27 protein-coding genes are annotated in these 23,205 nt (G+C 64.8%); 10 read left to right on the top strand and 17 right to left on the bottom strand.

What is annotated here, in order from left to right:
* Nucleotides 1–36 precede the first annotated feature (36 nt).
* Nucleotides 37–258 (bottom strand): DUF2783 domain-containing protein, encoded by a 222-nt coding sequence (locus AC1D0O_RS06640; protein WP_477652736.1) that lies wholly within the window; start codon nt 256–258, stop codon nt 37–39.
* The gene (locus tag AC1D0O_RS06645; RefSeq protein ID WP_477652737.1) at nt 255–2,036 is read right to left on the bottom strand and encodes an FAD-dependent oxidoreductase; all 1,782 of its coding nucleotides are present in this window, start codon (nt 2,034–2,036) and stop codon (nt 255–257) included. The genes AC1D0O_RS06640 and AC1D0O_RS06645 overlap by 4 nt, the downstream gene beginning before the upstream one ends.
* Nucleotides 2,037–2,344: 308 nt before the next feature.
* On the opposite strand from AC1D0O_RS06645, the gene AC1D0O_RS06650 reads away from it, so the two are divergent.
* From AC1D0O_RS06650 to queF, 7 genes are all read left to right on the top strand, one after another.
* Nucleotides 2,345–2,767, top strand: coding sequence for a rubrerythrin family protein (locus AC1D0O_RS06650; protein WP_411879083.1), 423 nt, complete (start codon nt 2,345–2,347; stop codon nt 2,765–2,767).
* Between the two features lie 101 nt (nt 2,768–2,868).
* Nucleotides 2,869–4,218, top strand: a complete 1,350-nt coding sequence (locus AC1D0O_RS06655; protein WP_477652738.1) for a (Fe-S)-binding protein — start codon at nt 2,869–2,871, stop codon at nt 4,216–4,218.
* Between the two features lie 17 nt (nt 4,219–4,235).
* Nucleotides 4,236–4,826, top strand: a complete 591-nt coding sequence (locus AC1D0O_RS06660) for a DUF3501 family protein (protein ID WP_477652739.1) — start codon at nt 4,236–4,238, stop codon at nt 4,824–4,826.
* 80 nt (nt 4,827–4,906) lie between these two features.
* On the top strand, nt 4,907–5,683 hold the full coding sequence (yaaA, locus tag AC1D0O_RS06665) for a peroxide stress protein YaaA (RefSeq protein ID WP_477652740.1): 777 nt from the start codon (nt 4,907–4,909) through the stop codon (nt 5,681–5,683).
* Nucleotides 5,684–5,708: 25 nt separating this feature from the next.
* Nucleotides 5,709–6,539: a 2OG-Fe(II) oxygenase gene (locus tag AC1D0O_RS06670; protein ID WP_477652741.1), complete on the top strand. Its 831-nt coding sequence runs from the start codon at nt 5,709–5,711 to the stop codon at nt 6,537–6,539.
* Between the two features lie 81 nt (nt 6,540–6,620).
* Nucleotides 6,621–7,514, top strand: a complete 894-nt coding sequence (locus AC1D0O_RS06675; RefSeq protein WP_477652742.1) for an alpha/beta fold hydrolase — start codon at nt 6,621–6,623, stop codon at nt 7,512–7,514.
* A 77-nt stretch (nt 7,515–7,591) separates the two neighbouring features.
* On the top strand, nt 7,592–8,419 hold the full coding sequence (gene queF / locus AC1D0O_RS06680; RefSeq protein ID WP_477652743.1) for an NADPH-dependent 7-cyano-7-deazaguanine reductase QueF: 828 nt from the start codon (nt 7,592–7,594) through the stop codon (nt 8,417–8,419).
* Between the two features lie 12 nt (nt 8,420–8,431).
* Here the strand turns inward: queF and AC1D0O_RS06685 are convergent, their stop codons facing one another.
* The 10 genes from AC1D0O_RS06685 to AC1D0O_RS06730 form a co-directional block, all read right to left on the bottom strand.
* Nucleotides 8,432–9,292 (bottom strand): enoyl-CoA hydratase-related protein, encoded by an 861-nt coding sequence (locus tag AC1D0O_RS06685; protein WP_477652744.1) that lies wholly within the window; start codon nt 9,290–9,292, stop codon nt 8,432–8,434.
* Between the two features lie 14 nt (nt 9,293–9,306).
* Nucleotides 9,307–9,636 (bottom strand): hypothetical protein, encoded by a 330-nt coding sequence (locus tag AC1D0O_RS06690; protein ID WP_477652745.1) that lies wholly within the window; start codon nt 9,634–9,636, stop codon nt 9,307–9,309.
* 134 nt (nt 9,637–9,770) lie between these two features.
* Complete coding sequence (locus tag AC1D0O_RS06695) at nt 9,771–11,078, bottom strand: aminotransferase class V-fold PLP-dependent enzyme (protein WP_477652746.1); 1,308 nt, start codon at nt 11,076–11,078, stop codon at nt 9,771–9,773.
* 96 nt (nt 11,079–11,174) lie between these two features.
* The gene (locus tag AC1D0O_RS06700) at nt 11,175–11,852 is read right to left on the bottom strand and encodes a cupredoxin domain-containing protein (RefSeq protein ID WP_477652747.1); all 678 of its coding nucleotides are present in this window, start codon (nt 11,850–11,852) and stop codon (nt 11,175–11,177) included.
* 14 nt (nt 11,853–11,866) lie between these two features.
* Nucleotides 11,867–12,244 (bottom strand): DUF6632 domain-containing protein, encoded by a 378-nt coding sequence (locus AC1D0O_RS06705; RefSeq protein ID WP_477652748.1) that lies wholly within the window; start codon nt 12,242–12,244, stop codon nt 11,867–11,869.
* Nucleotides 12,245–12,343: 99 nt separating this feature from the next.
* Nucleotides 12,344–12,814, bottom strand: coding sequence for a tetratricopeptide repeat protein (locus AC1D0O_RS06710; RefSeq protein ID WP_477652749.1), 471 nt, complete (start codon nt 12,812–12,814; stop codon nt 12,344–12,346).
* Nucleotides 12,815–12,936: 122 nt separating this feature from the next.
* Nucleotides 12,937–13,611, bottom strand: a complete 675-nt coding sequence (locus AC1D0O_RS06715) for a phytanoyl-CoA dioxygenase family protein (protein WP_477652750.1) — start codon at nt 13,609–13,611, stop codon at nt 12,937–12,939.
* Nucleotides 13,612–13,633: 22 nt separating this feature from the next.
* A complete protein-coding gene (locus tag AC1D0O_RS06720) occupies nt 13,634–14,386 on the bottom strand; it encodes an alpha/beta hydrolase (protein ID WP_477652751.1) in 753 nt (250 codons plus the stop codon).
* A gap of 17 nt (nt 14,387–14,403) precedes the next feature.
* Nucleotides 14,404–15,147, bottom strand: a complete 744-nt coding sequence (locus tag AC1D0O_RS06725) for an anti-sigma factor (RefSeq protein ID WP_477652752.1) — start codon at nt 15,145–15,147, stop codon at nt 14,404–14,406.
* Entirely contained in the window at nt 15,144–15,755 is a 612-nt protein-coding gene (locus AC1D0O_RS06730; protein WP_477652753.1) for an RNA polymerase sigma factor, read from the bottom strand. Before AC1D0O_RS06730 ends, AC1D0O_RS06725 begins: the two co-directional genes overlap by 4 nt.
* 235 nt (nt 15,756–15,990) lie before the next feature.
* Between AC1D0O_RS06730 and AC1D0O_RS06735 the strand changes: the two genes are divergently transcribed.
* Nucleotides 15,991–16,572: a DUF3455 domain-containing protein gene (locus AC1D0O_RS06735; protein ID WP_477652754.1), complete on the top strand. Its 582-nt coding sequence runs from the start codon at nt 15,991–15,993 to the stop codon at nt 16,570–16,572.
* A gap of 16 nt (nt 16,573–16,588) precedes the next feature.
* The gene (locus AC1D0O_RS06740; RefSeq protein ID WP_477652755.1) at nt 16,589–17,182 is read left to right on the top strand and encodes a hypothetical protein; all 594 of its coding nucleotides are present in this window, start codon (nt 16,589–16,591) and stop codon (nt 17,180–17,182) included.
* Between the two features lie 9 nt (nt 17,183–17,191).
* On the opposite strand, the gene AC1D0O_RS06745 is transcribed toward AC1D0O_RS06740, so the two are convergent.
* Genes AC1D0O_RS06745 through AC1D0O_RS06755 form a run of 3 tightly spaced genes read right to left on the bottom strand, consistent with a single transcriptional unit; the run spans nt 17,192 to nt 19,238 of the window.
* Nucleotides 17,192–17,839: a cupredoxin domain-containing protein gene (locus AC1D0O_RS06745; protein ID WP_477652756.1), complete on the bottom strand. Its 648-nt coding sequence runs from the start codon at nt 17,837–17,839 to the stop codon at nt 17,192–17,194.
* 17 nt (nt 17,840–17,856) lie between these two features.
* Nucleotides 17,857–18,303, bottom strand: a complete 447-nt coding sequence (locus AC1D0O_RS06750; protein WP_477652757.1) for a group I truncated hemoglobin — start codon at nt 18,301–18,303, stop codon at nt 17,857–17,859.
* A 29-nt stretch (nt 18,304–18,332) separates the two neighbouring features.
* Nucleotides 18,333–19,238: a DUF3034 family protein gene (locus AC1D0O_RS06755; protein ID WP_477652758.1), complete on the bottom strand. Its 906-nt coding sequence runs from the start codon at nt 19,236–19,238 to the stop codon at nt 18,333–18,335.
* 822 nt (nt 19,239–20,060) lie between these two features.
* On the opposite strand from AC1D0O_RS06755, the gene AC1D0O_RS06760 reads away from it, so the two are divergent.
* Nucleotides 20,061–20,522 (top strand): DUF1569 domain-containing protein, encoded by a 462-nt coding sequence (locus AC1D0O_RS06760; RefSeq protein WP_477652759.1) that lies wholly within the window; start codon nt 20,061–20,063, stop codon nt 20,520–20,522.
* A 19-nt stretch (nt 20,523–20,541) separates the two neighbouring features.
* On the opposite strand, the gene AC1D0O_RS06765 is transcribed toward AC1D0O_RS06760, so the two are convergent.
* Both AC1D0O_RS06765 and AC1D0O_RS06770 read right to left on the bottom strand, forming a co-directional pair.
* On the bottom strand, nt 20,542–21,855 hold the full coding sequence (locus AC1D0O_RS06765; protein ID WP_477652760.1) for a DNA topoisomerase IB: 1,314 nt from the start codon (nt 21,853–21,855) through the stop codon (nt 20,542–20,544).
* 76 nt (nt 21,856–21,931) lie between these two features.
* Nucleotides 21,932–23,122 carry a Y-family DNA polymerase gene (locus AC1D0O_RS06770; protein WP_477652817.1) on the bottom strand — a complete coding sequence of 397 codons (1,191 nt, stop codon included), beginning with the start codon at nt 23,120–23,122 and terminating at the stop codon, nt 21,932–21,934.
* Nucleotides 23,123–23,205 lie beyond the last annotated feature (83 nt).

Genomic DNA, 23,205 nt, shown 5'->3' on the forward strand with positions numbered 1-23,205 from the left:
CTTGATTTTATTCGACTGAGGCGGCCCGGACCTGATTTACCCCGTCTGGCCCGCTGGAGCCGCGGGCTTTGCGGCCACGATACACGCCCGCAGCACCGCGGTATCGCCCAGCTGGTTGGCCATCAGCAGGATCAGCCGGGCATTGAGCAGCTCGGATTCCTCGCGGCTCAGGCCCTGGTGGGCGTCCAGCAGGCACTCGTAAAACGCGTCCGCGTCCTGGAAATGCAGGCGCGTGCTCAAGGGGCTGTCGGCTTTCATGCGGTCTCCTTTCCGGTGGGTGCGCCCAGCGCGGCGGCCACCGCGTGGACCAGCGAGGCGTCCACACTCTCGCCGGTGGCGGCCACATGGCCGTCGGGCCGGAGCAGCGCCCAGGCGTGGCCGAAGACATGGCAGGTCGCCTGCAGGTGGCCCTGGTCGTCAATCACGTGTTCCACGGCCGCAGCCTTCTCGCCGGGGCCAACCACCTGCATGCAGCGGATGCCGGCCTCCACCGATAGCGCCGCCAGGCGCGCCAGCGCGGCGGAGGAGACATCGCCAAAGGCCAGCAGCAGCAAACGGCCCTGGGCCCAGGCCAGCAGGTCCAGCAGTTCGCCGGGGCGGCCGCCCGGCCAGGCAAAACCCACGTTCTGCGTCGCGCGGCCACCGGAGGGGCCGCAGGCGACCGAGCGCGTGTAGTGATTCGGCGTGGACATCCGGCCGGTGTTGACGAGCTGCCGCGCGAACACATGCTCGCGCGCCAGGCCCAGCGCCGCAGTGCGAAACAGCCTCTCGGCGCCGTCAGCCGGCCGCAGGAAGCGCGCCGTGCGGTTGGTGACCCGTACGTTGTGCGTGGCCGCCTCGTGCCGCTCGTGGTGGTAGCTGTCGAGCAGGGCGGGCGCGGCGCGGCCCTGCAGCACGGCGGCCAGCTTCCAGGCCAGATTGTCGGCGTCCTGCACGCCCGAGTTGCCGCCACGCGCGCCGAAGGGGCTCATCACATGGGCCGCATCGCCGGCAAAAAACACGCGGCCGTGGCGCAGGCTGTCCAGGCATTCGCTGCGGTAGGCATAGGGGCCGACCCAGACGATCTCGTAGTCGCCATCGTCCAGCAACTGGCCAGCCTGGCTCTTGAACTGCACCTTGAGGCGGGCGCGCACCACGTCCTCGCGGCTGACGTCTTCGGGCCTGGCGTGCGGCGGCATCTGGTAGTCGATGCGCCAGACGCCGTCGGCCATCAGGTGCTGCCAGACGGCCCGGCCTTCGTTGAAAGGCGCCTCTATCCAGGTGTGGCGCTCCACCGGCGGCGGGTTCTTGAAGCGCACGTCCGCAATGCACCAGCGGTCGTCGCCCTGCTGCGCCGTCACCGTGGCGCCGCACCAGGCGCGAAACGGGCTGCGCGAGCCGCTGCAGTCGATCACGTGCTCAGCCTCCAGGGTATAGGCGCCGGCCGGCGTTTCCAGTTGCAGCGTCGCGAAGTTCTCGTTTTGCTCGAAACCGGTGACGCGGTGGCTCCAGCGGATATCGACCAGGCGGTCTTCGGGTGCGGGACTGTAGAGCTGCTCGACCAGGAAACCCTCGACATAAAACTGCTGGATGTTGATAAAGGGCGGCTGCCGGCTCAGCGAGTGCGTCTGCTGCTGGCGCAGGTCGAAGGCGTAGACCTCGTCGCTTCCCGCAAAGGTGCGGCCCACGCTCCACTGCACGCCCCTGGCCGCGATGCGTTCGTAAATGCCCAGGCGCTTGAAGATCTCCAGGCTTTTTTGCGCGTAACAGATGCCGCGCGAGGAGGCACCTTTCACGCCCACGGTGTTGTCCTCGTCCAGCAGCACAGCCCGGATGCCGTACTGCGCCAGCGCGCAGGCCAGCGTCAGCCCCGTGATGCCGCCGCCCACGATGGCGACCGCGTGGCGTTTGACCTCGCCCGTGCGCAGCTCCGGCGACTCGATGAAAGGGTATTCGGGCAGGGTGTAGCCCGCGCCCTGGGCGAATTCATAGCCGTTGGTGAAGGCGGCGGCCAGCGCGGCGGGCGGCTTGGCATGGGCTTGTGTTGTCTCGGGCATGGGGGCTGTGCCTCTTGTCTTGTTTACCTATTCGTAATCAATCTACCATAACGTAATTATCAGGAGAGGCAACCTCCTCGGCTCTCCAGCCCAAAGCGCCATGACGGTATGGCTTGTAATTGATGATTATTATTAATACTTACGTATTTATAGTTTTTCTCAATTCCATGCATTGATTCCGGCAATTAGACGAAGCGGCCGAACAGGTCTAAGGTGTTTTGGTCTTCGGTCTTCGCGCCTGGACTTTTGGGGCAGGGGCTTGAAGCATTGGCGATTTGTTCATCCATCAACCCACGAAGGAGATTTCCATGGCTGCTCTCAAAGGCTCCAGGACGGAAGAGAACCTGAAAGCCGCATTTGCCGGCGAATCACAGGCCAACCGCCGCTACCTCTATTTTGCGAACAAGGCCGACGTTGAAGGCCAGCCCGATGTCGCGGCGCTGTTCCGCTCTACCGCGGAAGGTGAAACCGGCCATGCCCACGGCCACCTCGAATGGCTGGAGCAGTGCGGCGACCCCGCCACCGGCATGCCCTTCGGCGCAACCCGCGACAACCTCGCGTCCGCCGTGGCCGGCGAAACCCACGAGTACACCGACATGTACCCCGGCATGGCCAAGACCGCGCGCGACGAAGGCCATGACGAAGTGGCTGACTGGTTTGAGACCCTGGCAAAAGCTGAGCGTTCACACGCCAATCGCTACACCAAGGCTCTAGCAGAGCTGGTCGATTAATTGACTTCTCGCTGCGCCGCAAGGCGTGGCGGGTTTTGGAAAAGATTCCGTACGAGAGTCTTTTCTCAAACCCCACCTGAGATTCAAAAGAAGAGGCAAGCATGGCCACAGAAGGCAACCTCCAGGCGCCCACGCGCCACGCGATCGACTGGAAAAATCCGGACTTCTACAACGAAGACGCGGCCCTCCACGAGATGGAGCGCATCTTCGACATCTGCCATGGCTGCCGCCGCTGCGTGAGCCTGTGCGGCGCCTTCCCCACGCTGTTCGACCTGGTCGACGAAAGCAAGACCGGCGAGGTCGACGGCGTGGACAAGAAGGACTACATGAAAGTGGTCGACCAGTGCTATATGTGCGACCTCTGCTACATGACCAAGTGTCCTTATGTGCCGCCGCATGAGTTCAACCTCGACTTCCCCCACACCATGCTGCGCGCCAAAGCCATCAAGTTCAAGAAGGGTGAAGTCGGCGCGGGGGAAAGGTTTTTGTCTTCCACCGACGTGCACGGCCAGTTCGCCGGCATCCCCATCGTGGTCCAGGTGGCCAATGCGGTCAACAAGACCAAACCGGCGCGCGCCGTGATGGAAAAAGTGCTGGGCGTCGACAAAAACGCCTGGCTGCCGGACCTCGCCACGAAGAAATTCCGCTCCGGCGCGCCCGAATCGCCGCCCCACGCGGTGAAAGACGGCGCCAAGACGCCCGGCAAGGTGGCGATCTATTCCACCTGCTACATCAACTACAACGAGCCCGGCATAGGCCACGACCTGCTCAAGGTGCTGGACCACAACGAAGTGCCCTACGTGCTCGTCGAAAAAGAAAAATGCTGCGGCATGCCCAAGCTGGAGCTGGGCGACCTGGCCTCGGTGAACAGCAGCAAGGAAGCCAACATCCCGGTACTGGTGAAGTACGCGAAAGACGGCTACGCCATCCTGAGCGCCGTGCCCAGCTGTACCCTGATGTTCAAGCAGGAACTGCCGCTGATGTACCCCGATGACGCCGAGGTGCAGCTCGTCAAGGAGCACATGTGGGACCCGTTTGAATACCTGATGGCGCGCAAGCGCGACGGCCTGCTCAAGACGGAGTTCAGCGCGCCGCTGGGCAAGGTCAGCTACCAGATTCCCTGCCACGGCCGGGTGCAGAACATCGGCAAAAAAACCGAGGAAATGCTCAAGATGGTGCCCGGCACCAGCGTGCACACGCACGAACGCTGTTCGGGCCATGCCGGCACCTTCGGCGTCAAGGTGCCTTACCACCAGCAGGCCATGAAGATCGGCAAGCCGCTCTTCAAGGCCATGGCCAGCCACAAGGACGGCGGCCTGCCCGACGTGATCAGCAGCGACTGCCCGCTGGGCGGCCACCACATCGCCCAGGGTTTTGAGGTCAACAGCCTGGGCGCGCCGCCGCAAAAACATCCGCTCACTTTGATACGCACGGCCTACGGCCTCAAGTAAGCACTGAGGAAGCCGCCATGAAGACCACCGGAAAGATCACCCCCGACTCCCTGATGACGCTGGAGGCCTACAGCAAATACCGCAAGGAAAACAAGGCCGCCATCATTGCCCACCGCAAGCTGCGCAGCGTGCGCCTGGGCGAGCACATCAACCTGCAGTTTGAAAGCGAAACCAGCATCCGCTACCAGATCCAGGAAATGCTGCGTGTGGAGAAGATCTTCGAGGAAGAAGGCATAGAGCAGGAAATCGAAGCCTATGCCCCGCTGGTGCCCGACGGCAGCAACTGGAAGGGCACGCTGATGCTGGAGTACCCCGACGTCAACGAGCGCAAGCGCGAACTGGCGCGGCTCATAGGCGTGGAAGACCGCATGTTCGTGGAAGTCGAGGGCCATGCTCGCGTCTACGCGATCGCCGACGAGGACATGGACCGTGAAAACGACGAAAAAACCTCGGCCGTGCACTTTGTGCGCTTCGAGCTGGACCCGGCCATGTGCGCGGCCGTGAAAGCCGGTGCCGGCGTCAAGCTGGGCTGCGACCACACGCATTACCCGGCGCACGTGAACATCGCGGCGGAAACTTTGGCCTCACTGGCGAGCGACCTGCATTAGGGCTTTTAGTGGCAGCTGTCTGTGCCGTTCTGCGCCTGTCGTAAAGTGGAGGTTTCGCCCTTACTCCAACAATTCCAAGCATGCTGTTTCTTATCTCGCCGGCCAAGTCGCTGGACTACGACACGCCGCCGCACGTAGACACCCACACCCAACCCCTCTTTACCCGCCAGTCGGCCCAGCTCATCGACGTGCTCAAAACCCGGACCCCGCAGCAGATCGGCACGCTGATGAAGCTGTCGGACGCGCTGGCGGGCCTGAACGTGGCGCGCTACCAGGCCTGGTCGCCCAGGTTCACAGCGAAGAACTCCAAACAGGCTGCGCTGGCCTTTGACGGCGATGTGTATGGCGGCCTCAATGCCAAAACACTGAACGAGGCGCAGCTCGCCTGGGCGCAAGACCATCTCTGCATCCTGAGCGGCCTCTACGGCGTGCTGCGGCCGCTGGACCGCATGCAGCCCTACCGGCTTGAAATGGGCACGGCGCTGGCCACGCCCCAAGGCAAAAACCTCTACCAGTTCTGGGGCTCGCAGATTTCCGCCTACCTCAATGAGCGCGCCGCGGCCGACACCTCTCCCGTCATCGTCAACCTGGCCAGCGAGGAGTACTTCAAGGCCGTGGACCGCAAGGCGCTGAAGGCGCGTGTGGTGAGCTGCGTGTTCGAGGAGTTCAAGGGCGGCAAGTACAAGGTCATCAGCTTCTTCGCCAAGCGCGCGCGCGGCCTCATGGCGCGCTACGCGATCGAGAAAAAAATCGCCACGGTGAAAAAGCTCGAAGGCTTTGACGCCGAGGGTTACCGCTTCGACCCCAAGGCCTCCGGACCCGACCGGCTGGTGTTCCGGCGCACCCAGGCCGCCTGAACGGCCGCATCACCTTCAGCCCGCCATGCAAGCCCAGACCCTCACGCGCGAGATGCAGGACTGGGTGGCGGCGCAGCTCGCGGCCGGCTACACGCCGCACGAGGTGTTCCAGGCGCTGCTGGATGCCGGCTGGCAAGCGGCCGCCGCCAACCAGGCCCTTGGCCTGCCGGCGCCCGTTGCCGCGATACCGCAGCCCGCGCAGGCCGTGCCCTGGGTCAAGGCCGATGCCTCCGGCGCCATGGTGGACGCGGGCGACAAATGGGTGACGGTGAGCGAGCACCGCAGCGCGCCCGAGCTGTGGGTCTTCGGCAACCTGCTCAGCACGGCCGAATGCGAGGCACTGATGGAAGCGGCCGAGCCGCGCCTGGCGCGCTCGCTGACCGTGGACATCCGCACCGGCGGCGAAGAACTGAACCATGATCGCACCAGCCATGGCATGTTTTACACGCGCGGCGAGAACGAGGTGGTGAGCCGCATCGAGGCGCGGATCGCGCGGCTGCTGAACTGGCCGATGCAGAACGGCGAAGGCCTGCAGGTGCTGCGCTACCGGCGCGGCGCGGAATACAAACCGCACTACGACTACTTCGATCCCGGCGAACCCGGCACTGCGGCCATCCTGCGGCGCGGCGGCCAGCGTGTGGCCAGCCTGATCATGTACTTGCAGGAGCCCGAGGAGGGCGGCGCCACGGTATTCCCCGACATAGGCCTTCGTGTGCGGCCGCAGCGCGGCAGTGCGGTGTTTTTCAGCTACGCGCTGGCGCATCCGGCCAGCCTCACGCTGCACGGTGGTGAGCCCGTGAAAACCGGTGAGAAGTGGATTGCCACCAAGTGGCTCCGCGAGCGGGAGTTTGTGTAACACCCCTGTTGAAGAGTGCACCGTGACGCGTGGGCGACGCTGCGATTGGCACGCTTCCAGGGGCGGGGACCATAATCCACCATGAAAATCAAAGCCAACAGCATCGACATTGAAATCGAAGACACCCACCCCGGCGACACCACCGGCCGGCCTGTGGTGCTGCTCATCATGGGCCTGGGCATGCAGCTCATCGCCTGGCCGCCGGCCATGGTGCAGGCGATCGTAGATGCGGGTTTTCGGGTCGTGCGCTTTGACAACCGCGACATCGGCCTGTCGCAACACTTTGACCACCTGGGCAAGCCCAGCCTGCTCTGGGAAGGCCTCAAGTTCCGCCTGGGCTGGCGCATACGCCCGCCTTACAGCGTCGAAGACATGGCCGCCGACACCGTGGGTGTGCTGGACGCGCTGAAGATCGCCAAAGCCCACGTCGTGGGCGTCAGCATGGGCGGCATGGTCGCGCAGCGCGTGGCGGTGCTGGCGCCTTCGCGGCTGATCAGCCTGTCCAGCATCATGAGTTCCAGCGGCGCGCGCGGCCTGCCCGAAGCCAGCCCGGCCGTCACGCGCGTGCTGCTGAGCCGTCCGGCCGGCAAGGGCGTGCAGGCCGCCGTGGACCATACCGCCAGGCTGCTGAAAGCCATTGGCAGCCCTGGTTTCCCTACGCCCGACGCCGAGCTGCGCGAAAAAGTCGCCGCGGCGGCGCAGCGCAGCTTCCACCCGCAGGGCGTCGTGCGCCAGATGGTGGCGATTGCCGCCGACAGTACGCGCGCCGCGGCGCTGGCCAGGGTGACGGCGCCCACGCTGGTGCTGCACGGCCGCGCCGACCCGTTGGTGCCCATGGCCTGCGGCCAGGACACGGCCAGGCGCATTCCGGGTGCGCGTTTTGAAAGCATTGAAGGCATGGGCCATGATTTGCCGCCGGGTGTCGTTGAGCGTCTGCTCGCACTCTTGATTCCGCACTTCCAGGCCCACGCTTAAAGGTATGGCCCCACCGAAAGGCTTGCCGATTGCCTCGGGTGCCCTTTCGCTTCACGGTTAGCTGCGAAAATAGAGGCATGAACACCCCAGAACAATCGCAGCTCGGCAAACCCTCGGCCTACATCGACCAGTACGACGCCTCGCTGCTGTTTCCCATCCCGCGCGAAGGCAAGCGCGCCGAAATCGGCGTCACCGGCACACCGCCTTTTTTCGGCGCCGACCTGTGGACGGCGTTTGAACTGAGCTGGCTCAACCTGCGCGGCAAGCCCCAGGTGGCGCTGGCCCAGATCACCGTGCCCTGCGAATCGCCCAACATCGTCGAGAGCAAGTCTTTCAAGCTCTACCTCAACAGCTTTAACAACACGCGGTTCGCCGATGCGCGCGACGTGCGCGAGCGGATTCGCGCCGACCTCAACGCCGTGGTGGGCATGGGCGTCGGTATCAAGACCCTGGGCCCCGAGCTGTTCGACCGCGAGCCGGTGCACGAACTCGACGGCCTGAACCTGGACCGGCTGGACGTGGAGTGCCTCCACTACCAGCCCGCGCCCGAGTTGCTGTTCGCCGAATTCGACGAGCCGCCCGTAGAGGAGACGCTGACCAGCAACCTGCTCAAGAGCAACTGCCTGGTCACCGGCCAGCCCGACTGGGGCAGCGTGCAGATCCGCTACGCCGGCCCGCAGATCAACCAGGAAGGCCTGCTGCAGTACCTGGTGAGCTTTCGCAACCACAACGAGTTCCATGAGCAGTGCGTGGAGCGCATCTTCATGGACATCTGGACGCGCTGCAAGCCGCTCAAGCTCTCGGTCTATGCGCGCTACACACGCCGCGGCGGGCTGGACATCAACCCGTTTCGCACCAGCCATCCACAGGCGCTGCCGCCCAGCGTACGCACCGCGCGCCAGTAAGAACGCCCCGGTTTACTGCCCGAACTCGCTGAAGTTCTTGAGCGGTGTAAGCCCGGGAAACTGCCCCGCGCGCTTTTCCTTCATGGCCGTCACGGACTCGCGCACATGGGCGTTGCTCCAGATCGCGCCCTGCAGCCAGCCCATCTGCCGGAGCGCGTCGTCCACCGAGTGGTCGCGCGCATAGTGGATGGCCTGCTTGCTGCCCCAGACCGCCACCGGCGGCTTGGCGGCGATTTCGTTCGCGCATTGCATCGCGGCGGCCAGCATGGCGTCCGCTGAATCAAACACCTCGTTGACCAGGCCGTAGCCTAGCGCCCTGGCCGCCGGCAGCCGTCGCCCGGTGTAGGCCAGTTCCTTGACGACGGCCAGCGGCAGCAGCTTGGGCAGGCGCTGCAGCGTGCCCACGTCTGCCACCATGCCGATGTTGATCTCCTGGATGCAGAAAAACGCGTCGGCCGTAGCGTAGCGCAGGCAGCAGGCCGTCACCATGTCGACCGCGCCGCCTATGCAGCCGCCCTGGATGGCCGCGATCACCGGGATGCGCAGGGTTTCGAGTTTGGTGAAGGTGGCCTGCATGTCCGTCAGCAGGTCGAAGATGGCCGCACGGCCTTCGGGGCTCTGGTCGTCCATGGCGATGCCGCTGCCGAAGGTTTCCAGCGCCATGCCCGCGCTGAAGTGTTTGCCGGTGCTGGAGATCACCAGCACGCGCGCTTCGCCGGTTTTATGGATGTACGTGAGCGCCGCGTCCAGTTCGCGCCAGAACAGCGGGTGCATGGTGTTCATCGCCTCGGGGCGATTCAGCACCAGATGGGCGACGTGGCCGGTGGTGGTAAGGGTGAAGCAGGTCAGGGAGGGTGGGGTGGGAGCGTTCATGCCGCCACTCTAGTTCAAGCCACTAGGTCCAGCCAGTCACACCTGAGACGCCGCGCCAGGTGCGCCCGCGCCCTTGCATAGACATACAGCCGCGGCGCCAGGATGCCCAGCGCACACAGCGGGTAGGCCCAGGCCGCCTCAAAGGCGTAGGCCGGCAGCCAGCCCGTCCAGCCCATGAGCCAGACGGTCAGCACCCCTTCCCAGAGCTGGCATTCGAGCGGGTGGGCCGCCCGCTGCGCCTCGCGCCAGTCCTTGACGCGCTGCAGCTGTGCCAGCGTGATGTGGTGCCAGTACGGCGACGTGGCGGATGTTGAGGGCCTGGAAGGGTCAGAGGGGTCAAACATAAAGCCTCCGTGCGAGGCTTCAATGTAAGTTTCGTGAAAGCTTCTGTCAACGGCCGCAAGCCGTCAGGGTCGATGCAAAACGCCTTTTTTTTGCAAGCCCTCGTGACAGGCCGGGCCGCCCTGGCCACCGCGCCTCAGGCCGAGGCCAGGGTTTTCAGGGCCGACACCAGCCGGTCCAGGTCGGCCTCGGTGGTGTAAAGCGCCGGGGAGACACGTATGCAGGGGCCTTTGGCCACGCCGGTCCGGCGCACCGTCAGCACGCCATAGCTGTCGCGCAGCTGTGCCACCAGCGCCTTGTAGTCGTCCGGCGTTGTCCTGCCGGCCAGGCGGAAAGAGGTGATGCCCGCAGCCATGCCGGGCTGGTCCGGCGTCAGGATGTCGACGTCCTTCAATTCGCGGGCGCGGGCTACCCAGTAGTCGCGCAGGTGGCGCAGGCGAAGCTCCTTGGCCTTGGGGCCGATTTCCGCATGCAGGGCCAGCGCCCTGGGCAGGGTCAGCAGGGCCGCGAAATTGGAGGTGCCGCTGTGCACGCGCGAGCGGATGTCGTCGGCCGGCCAGTCCTCGTCGGCCATCGCGCGGTCTATGTCGGGCAGCCGCCCTTTGGCGACGTACATAAAACCCAGGCCGACGGGCGCACCTATCCACTTGTGCAGGTTGAAGCCGACGAAGTCCACGCCGAGATCTTGCACCTTGAAGTCGATCTGGCCCCAGGAGTGCGCGGCGTCCAGCACCACGTCCACGCCGCGGGCCCTGGCCATCGCGGCGATCTCGGCCACGGGCATTACCAGCCCCGTGCGGTGGCTGACGTGCGTGAGCAGCAGCAGTTTGGCCTTGGGGTTGTTGGCCAGGGCTTCCCGGTAGGTTTGCAGCACGGCTTCGCGCGTGGCGGGCTCGGGGATGCTGAACTTGACCACGTTCACGCCGCGCCTGTCCTTGAGCCAGTTCATCGCGTACTGCATGGAGTCGTAGTCGAGGTCGCAAAACAGCACGCTGTCGCCCGCGCTGAGTTTGTTGTAGCCGCCTATCAGCAGCTGCAGGGCTTCGGTGGCGCCGCGCGTGAAGGCGATTTCCCCGGGGGCGGCGCCCACGGCGGCGGCCAGCAGCTTGCGGGCTTCGGTCGCATCACCGTCGAACTGCGAACGCGCATAGTAGGAATTCTCGCGGTTCACCATGTCGGTCTTGGCCTGGTACTCGCTGCGCACCGGGTCGGCCATGATGCCCCAGTAGCCGTTTTCCAGGTTCACCGTTTTGGGTGTCACGGTGTAGAGCGACCTGACGGCCGCCCAGTAGCCGCGATCGGTGGCCATGGCCTGCGCACTGCCCGCCAGCAGGGGCGGAAGACTCCGGGCGGTGGTCTGGGTTTGGGCCTGGGCGCTGGCCGCGGTGAGAGAGGCGGTGGCCATGAGGCCCATGACAAAACCGCGGCGATTGGCATGCAGCATGAAACATATCCTGATGATGGGTGTCTGCGGTTTTTAACCGCCGGACATGTCAGGCATGTGTCGTCATGGCTGCGGCGGCGTGCCGCCTTTGTTTCCTCAGATCCGGCGGCGGCGCGGCACCACACTGAGCTGCAGCGTGAGTTTCCCCGGCGAAGCGGTCACGGTGTAAGCCTGCGGTGCGATCTCTATCAACTGGTCGGCATGCCAGACCTTGATCTGCGCGATGCCTTCGGGAAGCTGCGCGATCTGCGCCACACCCTCGGCATTCGTCAGCACGGCCCAGGGCGATTCGCTCACATACACGTGGCCGCGCATGGAGCCATGGATGTGGCAGCCCAGCAGCACGGCGCCTGCCTTGGCGAAAGTCGCATCGGCCGTTCTGGCCGGCTTGCCTTCGGGCTTGCCGTCCAGGCGCAGCTCAAAGCCTTCGCCCGCCGCGGCATTGAACTGCGCCGCGCCGGCGGCCGAGCCGCGCACGTGGTGTTCCCAAGGGTCGTTGTTGACGAATTGGGCCTTCGCGCCCACGGCCACCACGCTGACGGCCGGTACAAAGCGCATTTTTTCCTGATAGATCGTGACCTGGCTGGGCAGCGCGGTGGGGGCTGCGCCGGTCCTGGCCGAGGGCACGACCACCACGACCGCATCGGGCGCCGGCTTGCCTTCCTTGTCGAGCACCAGCACCGAGAGGGTGGCGGCGCCGGCCCAGGCGGAAAAGGCCAGGCCGGCCAGCAAGAACAGGGCGGATGCCAGCGTTCGCGAAGTGGGGTGTGTCATGGGGTTCTTCCTGTTCAGGTTTCGCGAGGCATCAACAAGCCCAGCACGGCTGCCACCAAAAACAGCGCCGGCACGTCACCCCAAAGATGGCCCATGGTGTGGTGGCCGCTGAAGGACTGCACCGCCATGATCCCGCCATGCACGACGCTGGACCAGACGGTGAACCAGATGAGGCTGCGGTGCAGCAGCGGGTTGCGGGCTGCCAGCAAAAGGAAGACACCCAGCGTTGCGTACAGGCCTATCATCATCTCAAGGTAGTGCGAACGGCCCTCCGTATGCCACGCCCAGCCGGAGGGCCAGACGATGGTGAGCGGCCAGAAGGCAAAAGTAAAGATGAGGCCTGTCAGCGTCAGGGCGACGCGCAGGTATTTGAGTCGATCGGCATTTGTCATTGTTTTGTCTCTTTCGGATCATCAGATGCCGCGCGTTTACAAGCATCCACAAAATCCTCCCGGCGGCGCAACAACGCCAGGAGGGCTTTTGAGCAGCGCTTACTTCGCAGCAGGCTTGTAGTCGGCTACAGCCTTGGCCAGATCCCGGGTTTCTTCGCAGCCGGCGCAGATGGCCTGCAGCTTGGCGAGCTGGGCGTCGGCCTGGGCTTTCTGGTTGGTTTTCAGGTAGGCAATGCCCGAATATTCCAGCGCGCCCTTGTGATTGGGGTCCAGCGCCAGGGCCTTGCCGTAAGCGGCAAAGGCCTCGTCGTACTTGCCCAGCCAGCGGTTCGAATAACCGAGGTAGTTGTAGGCGTCGGCATTCTTCGGATTCTTGGCCACGACCTTGTTGAAGCTGCTCACGGCCTCGGACCAGTTCTTCGCGTCTATGGCTTTCTTGCCGGCCGCGAAGTCGTCGATCTGCGCGTTCTGCACCGGCGTGGTCTGGATGTCGGCCGCGATGGCCGCGCCGGCAAGGGCCAGGGCGACGACGGGCAGGGCGATGAAGTTGCGGATGGAAAAAGCGTTCATGTCGGGCTCCTTGAATGTTGCTTGCTTACTGACTAAGTTGGATGCGCTGCGAATCAGCACCTTATACAAACGGCACGACTGGAGAATTGGATGCAGCCGAACTCGTATTTATTTGTAAGGGCTCAGATCGCCTGCGGCCACTGCAGGCCAAAAGGCAGTAGACGCGGCCCAAACAAAAAATGCAACACCCTTCGCCGGCTGCTTCCCGTGGATCTGGAAGAGGCGTGCAACAGTAGCGGGCGCATGGCCATCACGCTTCCCCGCTCTGCCGTGCAAATGACTTCGACCTGCGCATGGCGGGCCGCCGCGGCGGCTTGCGCTTCCGTCCTGCCCTGCAGGTGCGAACCCGGAACGACCCGCAGCGGGCCGTCTTCGGCGCCGCAGGCGTCGATGTGCAAACGCACGGCCACCAATTGCTCTAGCAGTTCGACCGGTGGCTGGACGTACAGGCCGCCTTCCTTCTCGGACCAGCCGCCCAGGCCTGCGTGCGCCACGCGGGCCGCTACCGGGATGCTGAGGTCCTGGTGCACCGGCACCAGCCAGTTGCGCGATGCCGACTTTTCGAAGAAGGTGCACTGCACGGCCACGAAGTCAGCCGGGATCAGCGGCGCCAGCAAGGGGTGCCGATGCAGCGCTGCCGCAAGCGCCTGGCACCAGGGTTGCGACAGCAGGCCGCGTGTTCCGGCCGAGTCCGGCAAAACACCCGCAAGCCGGGAAGCGACCGACTCGCATTCGGCGCTGCCCAGCACCCCGGGAACAAGCGCAAAGCCCTGGGTCGTGAATGCGGTGTGATCCATGCCTGCCAGGGGATGCCGAGGGTCACAGCATCGATTGAAACAGCGCGAGGTACTGCGGATGCTGCGAAATCGTGTTGTGCGAGGTTCCCGGCAACATCTTGAGCGCAGCCGTGCCTTTGTTGAAGCGCGCGTGCAGCTCCCCGGTGCTGGACGCTGGGATGACCTCGTCGTGCTCCGCGGCAATCAGCAGCGTGGGCGCCGTGACCTTGGGCGCGTACTTCCAGGACTCGAACTTGTCGACCAGCAGCCAGGAGATGGGAAACCAGGGAAAGCGCTGCGCGGCCAGTTCCTGGATGCTGTTGTAAGGCGTCACCAGGATCAGGCGCGACACCGGCCGCTGGCTGGCGACCCAGACGGCCACACCCGAACCCAGGCTCCTGCCGACCACCGTGACATCCGCATGCGTCTTGTTCACGTGGTCGAACAAGGCCAGGGCATCGCTTTGCAGCGCTGCCTCGGTGGGGCTTCCGCTGCTGCCGCCGTAACCCCGGTAGTGAAGCAGGTAGATGGCGTGATCCGGGAAAGCCTGCGTGAAAGACGGCAGGTTGGCCGAAACGTCCTCGGCATTGCCGCCGAAGTAAACAAGGGCCTTGGGTCCGGACTTTTGCCGAGCGGTGATCGCCAGATCCGCATCCTTGACCTGGAGTTGCATCGTCGTGGCTGGGCCGCCTCCCGAGTTCGGCTGGGGGAAATAAAGCAGCGAACGCTGGTACACAAACAGCGCCGCGCAAATGGCCAGGTAGGCCAGCAGCAGAACTGTGAAGAAAACCGCCACTGCGCGCGCCGGCCTGTTCACCACAGCTTGGCGCAATTGCCGCTGAAGACCACGGTCTCGCCGGGTTTGGCCGGGTTGGCGTCGGTTTCCAGCGTGACCACCAGCTTGCCGACCTTGGACAGCAGTTTTTCCGAGGTGTCGGGCAGCATGGACACCGCCGAGCCGCTGGTCGGCACGGTGCCCAGCGAAAACGCCGGGCCGCTGGCCGGCACGGCCCACAGCACCAGCTTCCCGCTGGCGGGCGGCGTGATCGGGCCTATGACCTTGACCGTCATGGTCTTGCCGTGGCGCAGCGAACTGACCAGCAGCTTGCCGTTGCCCTGGGCGTCGGTCAGCAGGCCCACATAGCTTTGCGGCAGCTTTTCGCCCGAGCGCATCGCGAGCTGGTCGCTGGACATGAACAGGGTAGGCATGGCCAGAAAGAACGCGCTGGCCGCGATCACGCCAGCAGCCAGGCCGCCAAAACCAAAGCCCGCCGGCTTGAGCCAGCCCAGCCAGCCGGCTTTGCCCTGCGGCGCATGCCGCGTGCCGGCGGGCTGCGTGCGCGCGGCGATCGCGGCCCACACCCGGGGTGAAGGCTGGTGCGCCGGCACAGACATCGCCAGCTGGCCCAGGCGCGCCTCCCATTGGGTGACACGCACACGCACATCGGCGCGGTCGCGCTGCAGTCGTTCAAAGCGCCGCCGTGCGCCGCCGGCCAATGTGCCCAGCACATAGGCGGAAGCCAGGTGTTCGAGCAATTCAGGGTGGGTGTATCTCATGCCACCACCCCTTGCGCGGCCAGGCAGCCCTTGAGTTTCTCCAGGCCGCGCCGTATCCAGGCTTTCACCGAACCCAGCGGCGCGCCCATTTGCGCGGCCACCTCGCTGTGCGACAGGCCCTGGTAATAGGCCAGCGCCAGGCTCTGCCGGTGGCTGCCTTCCAGCGCGTTCATGCAGCCTGCTATATGCAGGGCTTCGGTGGCCTGCTCCAGCAGCTGCATGGCGCTGGGGGCGGGTGCCATGGTGCTTTCGCTGTCTTCTTCGCCCACGTCACCGGATTCGGGCAACTCGCTTTCCTTGCGGCGCGCGCGTGCCCGAAAGGCGTCCAGCGCCTTGTTGCGGACGATGGCGATCAGCCACGTCATGGGTTGAATGGTTTGGCCGTCCACCTCGCTGCGGTAGCCGGCTGCGCTTTTCCAGATACTCACATACGCCTCTTGCAGCACATCTTCGGCCGCCTGTCCTTGTCCCAATATACGAACGGCGACGCCAAACAGATGCGTATGGGTGCGTTCATAAACCTGGGCGAAGCAGCCATGGTCGCCCTGCGCCGCCCCGGCGATCAGGGCTTGCAGGCTGCGGGTGTCCATGTCGGAGGCCAGTTTCATGCGGCTGAGTATAGGGAGTTAGGCCCAGGCGGCAAAACATCCCCGGCAATGGCATTTTTTTCAGAAAAACCTGCATCCAATTGGTGCTTGCCGTCGTTTGTCCCTGGTGGGCGGGCCGCCGCGCCGGCCCACAGCCCTTCAGCCCTGGGAGTTGGGGCTTTTTTACTTTCTTTTTTACTTTCATTTAACCCGGGGACCTGTCAATATTTGCAGGGCTCCCTCTCAGGAGATCGCCATGACACCGATTGCAATCGCCACCCCACCCAGGTTTCACACCGGCCTTGCCGCCACCGCCTTGTGTGCCGGCCTGCTGTTGAGCGCCTGCGCTACCGGCCCTACCGCGCAAGTGGATGCAGGCAAGCCGGCGCCCGCCGCGCTCAAGCCGGCCGACAGCGAACGCGCGGCCTTCACCTGGCATGCTGTCGGCTCGCAGATTTATGAGTGCCGCGCCTCCGACAAGGGCGGCTGGGCCTGGGTGTTTGTCGCGCCCGAGGCGGACCTCTTCAACCAGAAAGACGAAAAAGTCGGCACGCATGGCGCCGGCCCCAACTGGACCGCGCTGGACGGCAGCAAGACCGTGGGCACGGTCAAAGCGCGCGCCGACGGCGAGCGTCCCGCCGACATCCCCTTGCTGCTGCTGACGGCAAAATCCGCCGGCACCCCAGGCAAGATGGCCGCCGTCACCAGCGTGCAGCGCCTGAACACCGAAGGCGGCAATGCACCGGCCAGAGGCTGTGCCACGTCGGCCGACGCCGGTAAACGCGTCAAGGAAGGCTATACCGCCGACTACGTGTTTTTCACCGCCAAAAACGCCTGAAAAAGCGAGGCCCGAGATGTCTGTGCTCAAGAACCTTTTCAGCGCCAGCAAGAGTCCCAAGCACGACGCCACGGGGCCTGAAACGGGGCCGGTCAAGATGAACCTTGACGAGCGCATGGCGTTCCGGCGCGAGATGCTCTTCGAGGCCATCAAGGTCACCATGCAGGCCCACGGCATCCTGTCGGCCAGCTACAAGTTCCGCGTGGTGCGCAACGACAAGCGAGGCCACCAGTACTTCGTCCTGGTGGACCTTTCCACCGACTTCCTGGACAACCGGGAGGGCGGGCCCGCCCGGCTAGCCGAGGTGGGGGCGGCCATCGCCAAAAATGCCGCCACGCGTTACGACCTGCTGGTCAGCGGCGTGTACTGGCAGGTCAATGAACAGATCCAGGGCTTCTCGGCCAGCCGGCCGGTCCCCCTGCCCGCGGGCCAGGACGCGGGCGATTCGCGGCCGCCGGTGCGGCGCCATGAGCGCGCCACGCTGGAAGAACTCGCGGCCTTTGAGGCCGCCTGGGAGAAGGGTCGGGCGCTGCAGATCGGCGACCGGGTTTATTCGTCCGACCTGGCGCCGCTGGAGGTGGATTCCCGGAAAGACGACAGCCGAAGCTAGCGATCCTTGTCAGGGCCTGCGCCGCCGCGGCACCACCGTGAGCTGCATGACGTTTTTGGCCAGCACCGTGCCCACCGTGACCTGTTGCGGCGCGATGTCTATCAGCTGGTCGGCTTGCCAGACCTTGACCTGGGCTGTGCCCTCGGGCAGGTCTTCAAAGGCCGCGATGCCTTCGGAACTGGTTTTCGCGGCCCAGGGTGATTCGCTGGCATAGAGGTAGCCGCGCATGGAGCCGTGGATAAAGCAGCCCAGCAGGGTCGCACCCAGCACCCCGGCCTTGTCCAGCGTCACCTCGTTGGTTTTTGCGGGCTTGCCGTCCGGCTTGCCTTCGAGCCGCATTTCAAAGCCCGCGTTCGTCGCGCTGAACTGGCCCATTCCCGCGGGCGAACTGCGCACATGGTGGTCCCAGGCGTCGTTGTTGACGAACTGAACCTTGGCTCCCACGGGCACTACCGTCACCGCCGGGACGAACTGCATCTTTTCCTGGTAGATGGTGGCTTGCGCGGGCAGCGGGTTTTTAGGGAGAGCACCCTTGCCGGCCGGCGTCACCACCACCACCGCGTCCTGCACCGGCTTGCCGTCCTTGTCGAGCACCGACACCACCAGCTTGCCGGCCTGCGCCGCCGCGCTGAAGGCCAGCAGTGCGGAAAGGGCCATGCCCCGCGTGGCGGCCTTCATGGCTTGGCCCCGCTTTCCGATGGCGTGATGATGTCGCGGTTCATGGGTGCCAGCAGCGCCAGCATTTCGTTCTGCTTGCGAAACGGGATGCCCTTGGCGTCCATGCTTTGCTGCAGCACTTCGACCAGCGCATGGAAGTCGGATTTTTTGATCTCCAGGTTGGCATGCGCGCTTTTCATGTCGGCGCCCTTGTAGACGCAGGGGCCGCCGCTCAGGGCGCAGAGCTGATCGACCAGTTGCTCCTTCACGCGCTGCTGGTTGGCAGGCTTGAAGTGTGGCCCGATGCGCGGATCGGCCAGCAGGCGGACCATGAAGTCGTCCATCAGCGCGACCAGGCCGGGCTTTTCGCCGAAGGCTTTGTAGAGCTGGTCGTTTTGCGGGGGCGCGGTTTGCGCGAACGCGCTGCCCGCGACAAGCGCCAGGCAGATCAGTGTTTTTTTCATGATGATGCTCCTTGATTGATTGGCGAGGCTCAGAAAGCGACCTGGGCCGAGAGGTAGTAACCGGACTGCTTGCGGCTGGCCGTGGTCGCGGGCACGATCACGCCCAGGTCCACGTAAGCCAGCGTCAGCGAGAGGTTTTTGGTCGGCGCCCAGGCGATGAAGATGTCCTTCCAGTCTTCCGAGCGCAGGCCGTTGCCCAGGCCCGCGGCGCGGCCGGCGCCTTCCAGCTTGTTTCGCATGAAGCGGTATTCGGCGCCCACGGCAATGTTCTTGCTGACCAGGTAGGCGACCGAAAACTCCGGCTGCAGGCTGTAGCGGTTTTCATTGCCACCCAGCGTCGCGCCATAGCCCAGCAGGCCGTTCTGGTTGGCCTTGGTCGCGCGCAGCGTGGCATTGACCAGCAGGCCCTGCGCCAGGAAAAGTTTGGTGGCGCTCACATACACGTCAACACCCGAACGTTTGGCGCCCAGAGCGGCCAGTGTGCCGTCCAGCCCGGTGGAGCCCAGCGTCTTGTACTGCACGCCAACCGCCACCTGCGGCACCAGGGTGTCGCTGTCGAGCACGGCATCACCCAGCACGCGAAGCTTGGCGCCCACGATGGTCTGCTTCAGGTGCAGCCCAGGCAGGCCCAGCGCCACACCGGTGTCTCGCGTGTTGAAGTCCTGCCGCGCGATGGACAGCTCATAGCGGTCATGGATGCCCGCCGCCGCGCCGTAGATGTTCAGGCCGTAGTCGCGGGTGCCCACATGGGTCAGGTAGGCCGAGCCGCCAATCTCGTCCGCCGTGGCGTTGCTGCCGATGACGGCCCAGGGCGTCAGGCCGCCGCCGGCCGGGCCTTCTATGGTGCTGACGCCGCCGGTGAGGAGGAGTTTTCCTGTGTCGGCTTGGGCGCCGGTGCAGAGGAAGAGGGTGGCTAGTAGAGGGAGGGTTTTCATGGGGTGGGGTGTGGTTGAGGGGGCTGGTGGTATGAAGTACGGGGGGAGGGGTGGGGTGGATTCAACTTTTTTTGTTGTTGTTCTTGGGGGGGGCTTTTTGTTGAGGGTTGCTGGCCGGGGGTAGCCCGGCGGCTACTCACTTTTCTTTTGCTTCGCCAAAAGAAAAGTAAGCAAAAGAAAAGGCGACCCTGGTTGCTGCGTCCCTCCGCTTCGCTGCGGGCAACCTGCGGTGCTCGGTCCAGACGGGGTCTCGCTAAACTCGCCTTCGGCTCAAACAACGCGATCCCTGATCCGTCTGGACCTGCGCTCCTCGGCGCATCCACAAGGGGTGGGGACGAGGAATACCAAATCCAATACCGAAAACCACAAGGACTCGCCTTGGCGAGTCCTTGTTTGTATTTGTCTTCTTATCTTCTTTGTATTTTTGTCCCCGCTCCCGATTGCCCCGTCCTGGCTGGGCCGAGGAGCGCAGACGTAGGCGGATCAGGGATCGCGCTTGTCTGAGCGAAGCGAGTTTGCGCGAGACCCCGCCGTAGTCGAGCACCGCAGGTTGCCCGAAGCGAAGCGTAGGGACCCAGACTGCGGGTCGCCTTTTCTTTGGTGACTTTCTTTTGGCGAAGCAAAAGAAAGTTACTTGCTGCCGGGCAACCCCCGGCCAGCCACCCTCAGCAGCGAGCGCCCCGCCGGAGCAAGACCGGCCTCAACAAAAGCCGTTTGTCGCCTGAGGCACACAAAAACAACCCCCCAACTGCTAGCATTCCGGCGATGAACCGCCGCCACTTCCTAACCACCACAGCGTTAGCCCTGACCGGAGACTTCGCAATGGCCGACCTCCCCAAAGTAGCCTCCCTGGACGACGCCCTCCGCTGGCTGGACACGCTGGACAAGGCGGCCGGCGTCAAAACCACGGGCCAGTGGCCCATGGTTTCGGTGCTGGAGCACATGGCGCAAAGCGTGGAGATGAGCCTGGACGGTTTCCCGCAGCCCAAAAGTGCTTTCTTCCAGAACACGGCCGGCGCGGCGGCCTTTGCTTTTTTCAAGTGGCGCGGGCAGATGAGCCACAGCCTCAGCGAGCCGATTCCCGGCGCGGCGGCCCTGCATCGCGAAGGCGACTGGAGGCCCGCCTCCACGCGGCTGCGCGCCGCCATCGAGCGTTTCAACCGCCACCAGGGCCCGCTCAAACCGCACTTTGCCTACGGCGCGCTCGACAAGGCCGACTTCTCGCGGGCCCATGCCTTCCACATCGCCAACCACCAGGATGAGATCGTTGTAGTGGCGCGCTAGCTTAATTGCCACGTCTTCATCAAGGGGCGAGACTGCCGTTTCGCGCGCCGCGTTTCTTCTTTGCCTGGTTTTTCTGCCGGCTCTCGAGCAAAGCCAGCAGCCGGTGTTCGGCGGCGTAAAGGCGGCGCAGTTTTTTGCCGGACTCGAGCTGCGGCCACAGCGCCGCCATCACGGGTTCGTCGTGGGCCAGGCGGCCGCCCAGCTCCAGCACGGCCGGGTGAATATAGGATTTTTTGCAGACCGCCGGCGTGTTACCCAGCAGCCGCGCCACTTCTTGCAGAACCGCTTTGGCACTGAAGCCACCTTTGGCCGCTCCGTCTCCCTTGCCGTCCTTCCCGCCGTTTTCACCGCAAGCCAGGCGTGTGAGTTCCAGCGCCTGCACCGTACCGTGCCAAGTGCGGAAATCCTTGGCGGTGAAATGTTGCCCCCACGGTTGCTCACTGCGTGTAGCGTCCTGCCCCCCGAGGGGGCCGCTGCGCCTGCGGCCTGGCAAAGCCAGTTCCGCGGCCCCTGTTTGATGGGGAGCTTGTGTCGACGCATGTCTGCTTCTTGTGGATGGAGCCGTTATCTCTGCAAGGTAGTCGTTGACGTCGCCCGAGCCCACCGCGCGCAGTTCGCCGGCCTCATCCTCGTACTGGAACAGCAACTGCCCCGGCAATTGCTGGCAGCGCCGCACCACGGCCGCCACCTTGGGGTCGTCCACTTTCAGGTCCTGCATCACGCCGCTTTTGCCGCGAAAGCGCAGCTGCAGGGTCTTGCCGCGCACGCCGGCATGCGGGTTGCGCAACGTGGTCAGACCGTAGGAGCCGTTGTCGCGCGTGTACTCGTCGTTGCCCACGCGCACAAAGGTGGTGTCCAGCAGGCGCACCAGCGTCGCCAGCACCAGGCTTCGGCTCACGGGTGCATTGCGGCGCGGCGCCAGGTCGCGCGCCACCCGGGCACGTATGCGCGGCAAGGCCTTGCCGAAGGCCAGCAGCCTTTCGAACTTGCTGTCACCGCGCAAGGCTTGCCAGTCGGCGTGGTAGCGGTACTGCTTGCGGCCGCGCGCGTCATAGCCCGTGGCCTGCAGATGGCCGTTGGGCCGAGGGCAGATCCAGACCCGCGTGTAGGCCGGCGGGATCGCCAGCTTGTGGATGCGGCGAATTTCTTCCGGGTCCTGGATCCATCGGCCGGCGGCGTCGCGGTAGCGGAAACCGCTGCCGCGTTTGACGCGGGTGAGGCCGGGCATGTCATCACTGACATACACCAGGCCCGAGCCTTTGAGTTCGGGCGCCGCAGCGGCTTTCGCAGCGGGTGGGCTGGCGGAAGGAGAGGGTGTTGGGCCGCGGGGCATAGGCCTGCATTGTGCGAAGCGCCGCGAGGCCGGGGCTGTAGGACCCAGCCGCTTTGCGCGGCGGGCCGGAAGCGGCTTAGAACAGCTGGTCGGTGGGGTTCGCTTCTGCGCCCTCAGAGGGGCTCGCAGGCTTTTTCTCGTCGGGCAACGGCACCTCGCCCACGCGCGCCAGGGTGGCCGCGCGCACACCCAGCAGGCGCAGTTTTTTCTCGAGCGGGACGCGCTTGAGGCATTGGCCGGCCAGGCGGCGGATGGTGGCGCCGTCGTCGGTGTAGCTGTCAGCGGTCTGGTCGCGCGTGGCGATCTTGAAGTCGTCGTAGCGCAGCTTGATGCCTATGGTCTTGGCCACATAGCCCTTGCGCTGCAGGTCTTCGCCCAGCCGCACGCAGAGGTCGGTGAAGATGGCGCCCAGCTCGGCCTTGTTGCGCACCGCGTGCAGGTCGCGGTCGAAGGTGGTTTCGCGGCTCATGCTGACCGGTTCGCTCTCGGTCACCACCGGCCTGTCGTCGCGGCCCCAGGCGGCCTCGTGCATCCAGGCGCCGGTGGCCTTGCCGAAGTTGTCCACCAGCCAGCCCGGATCCTGAGCGGCCAGCTCGCCGATCGTGTGCACATGCAGCTTTGCGAGTTTTTCACCGGCCTTGGGGCCTATGCCGTTGATCTTGCGCACATGCAGCGGCCAGATCTTTTCCTGCAGGTCGGATTCGTAGACGATGGAAATCCCGTTGGGCTTGTTGAACTCGCTGGCCATCTTGGCCAGCAGCTTGTTGGGCGCCACGCCGACCGAACAGGTCAGGCCGGTCTTTTCAAAGATCGCCTTCTGGATCAGCCGCGCCAGCACGCGCCCGCCTTCGCGCTGGCCGCCCGGCACGTCGGTGAAGTCGATGTAGACCTCGTCCACGCCGCGGTCCTGCATCAGCGGCGCGATGTCGGTGATGGTGCTCTTGAAGAGCTGCGAGTATTTGCGGATTTCCGAAAAATCCACCGGCAGCACAATGGCCTGCGGGCACAGCTTGGCGGCTTTCATCATGCCCATGGCGGATCCCACGCCGAACTGCCGCGCCGCATAGGTGGCCGTGGTGATCACGCCGCGGCCGACGTAGTCTTTGAGCAGCGGAAAGCTTTCAACCGGGATGAAACGCAGCGCGCGCTCACCCTGCGCGGCCCGCAGCTCTTCGTCGACCTTGCGCCAGCCGCCGCCTATGACCACCGGCAGGCCCTTGAGCTGCGGGTAGCGCAACAACTCGACGGACGCGAAAAACGCGTCCATGTCGAGGTGGGCTATGCGGCGGATCTTGGGTGCGGGGGAAGGGGACGGGGCGCTCACCCGGCAAGCATAGCAATTCGCAACAG

It is taken from the genome of Polaromonas sp. P1_F2, assembly GCF_056405735.1.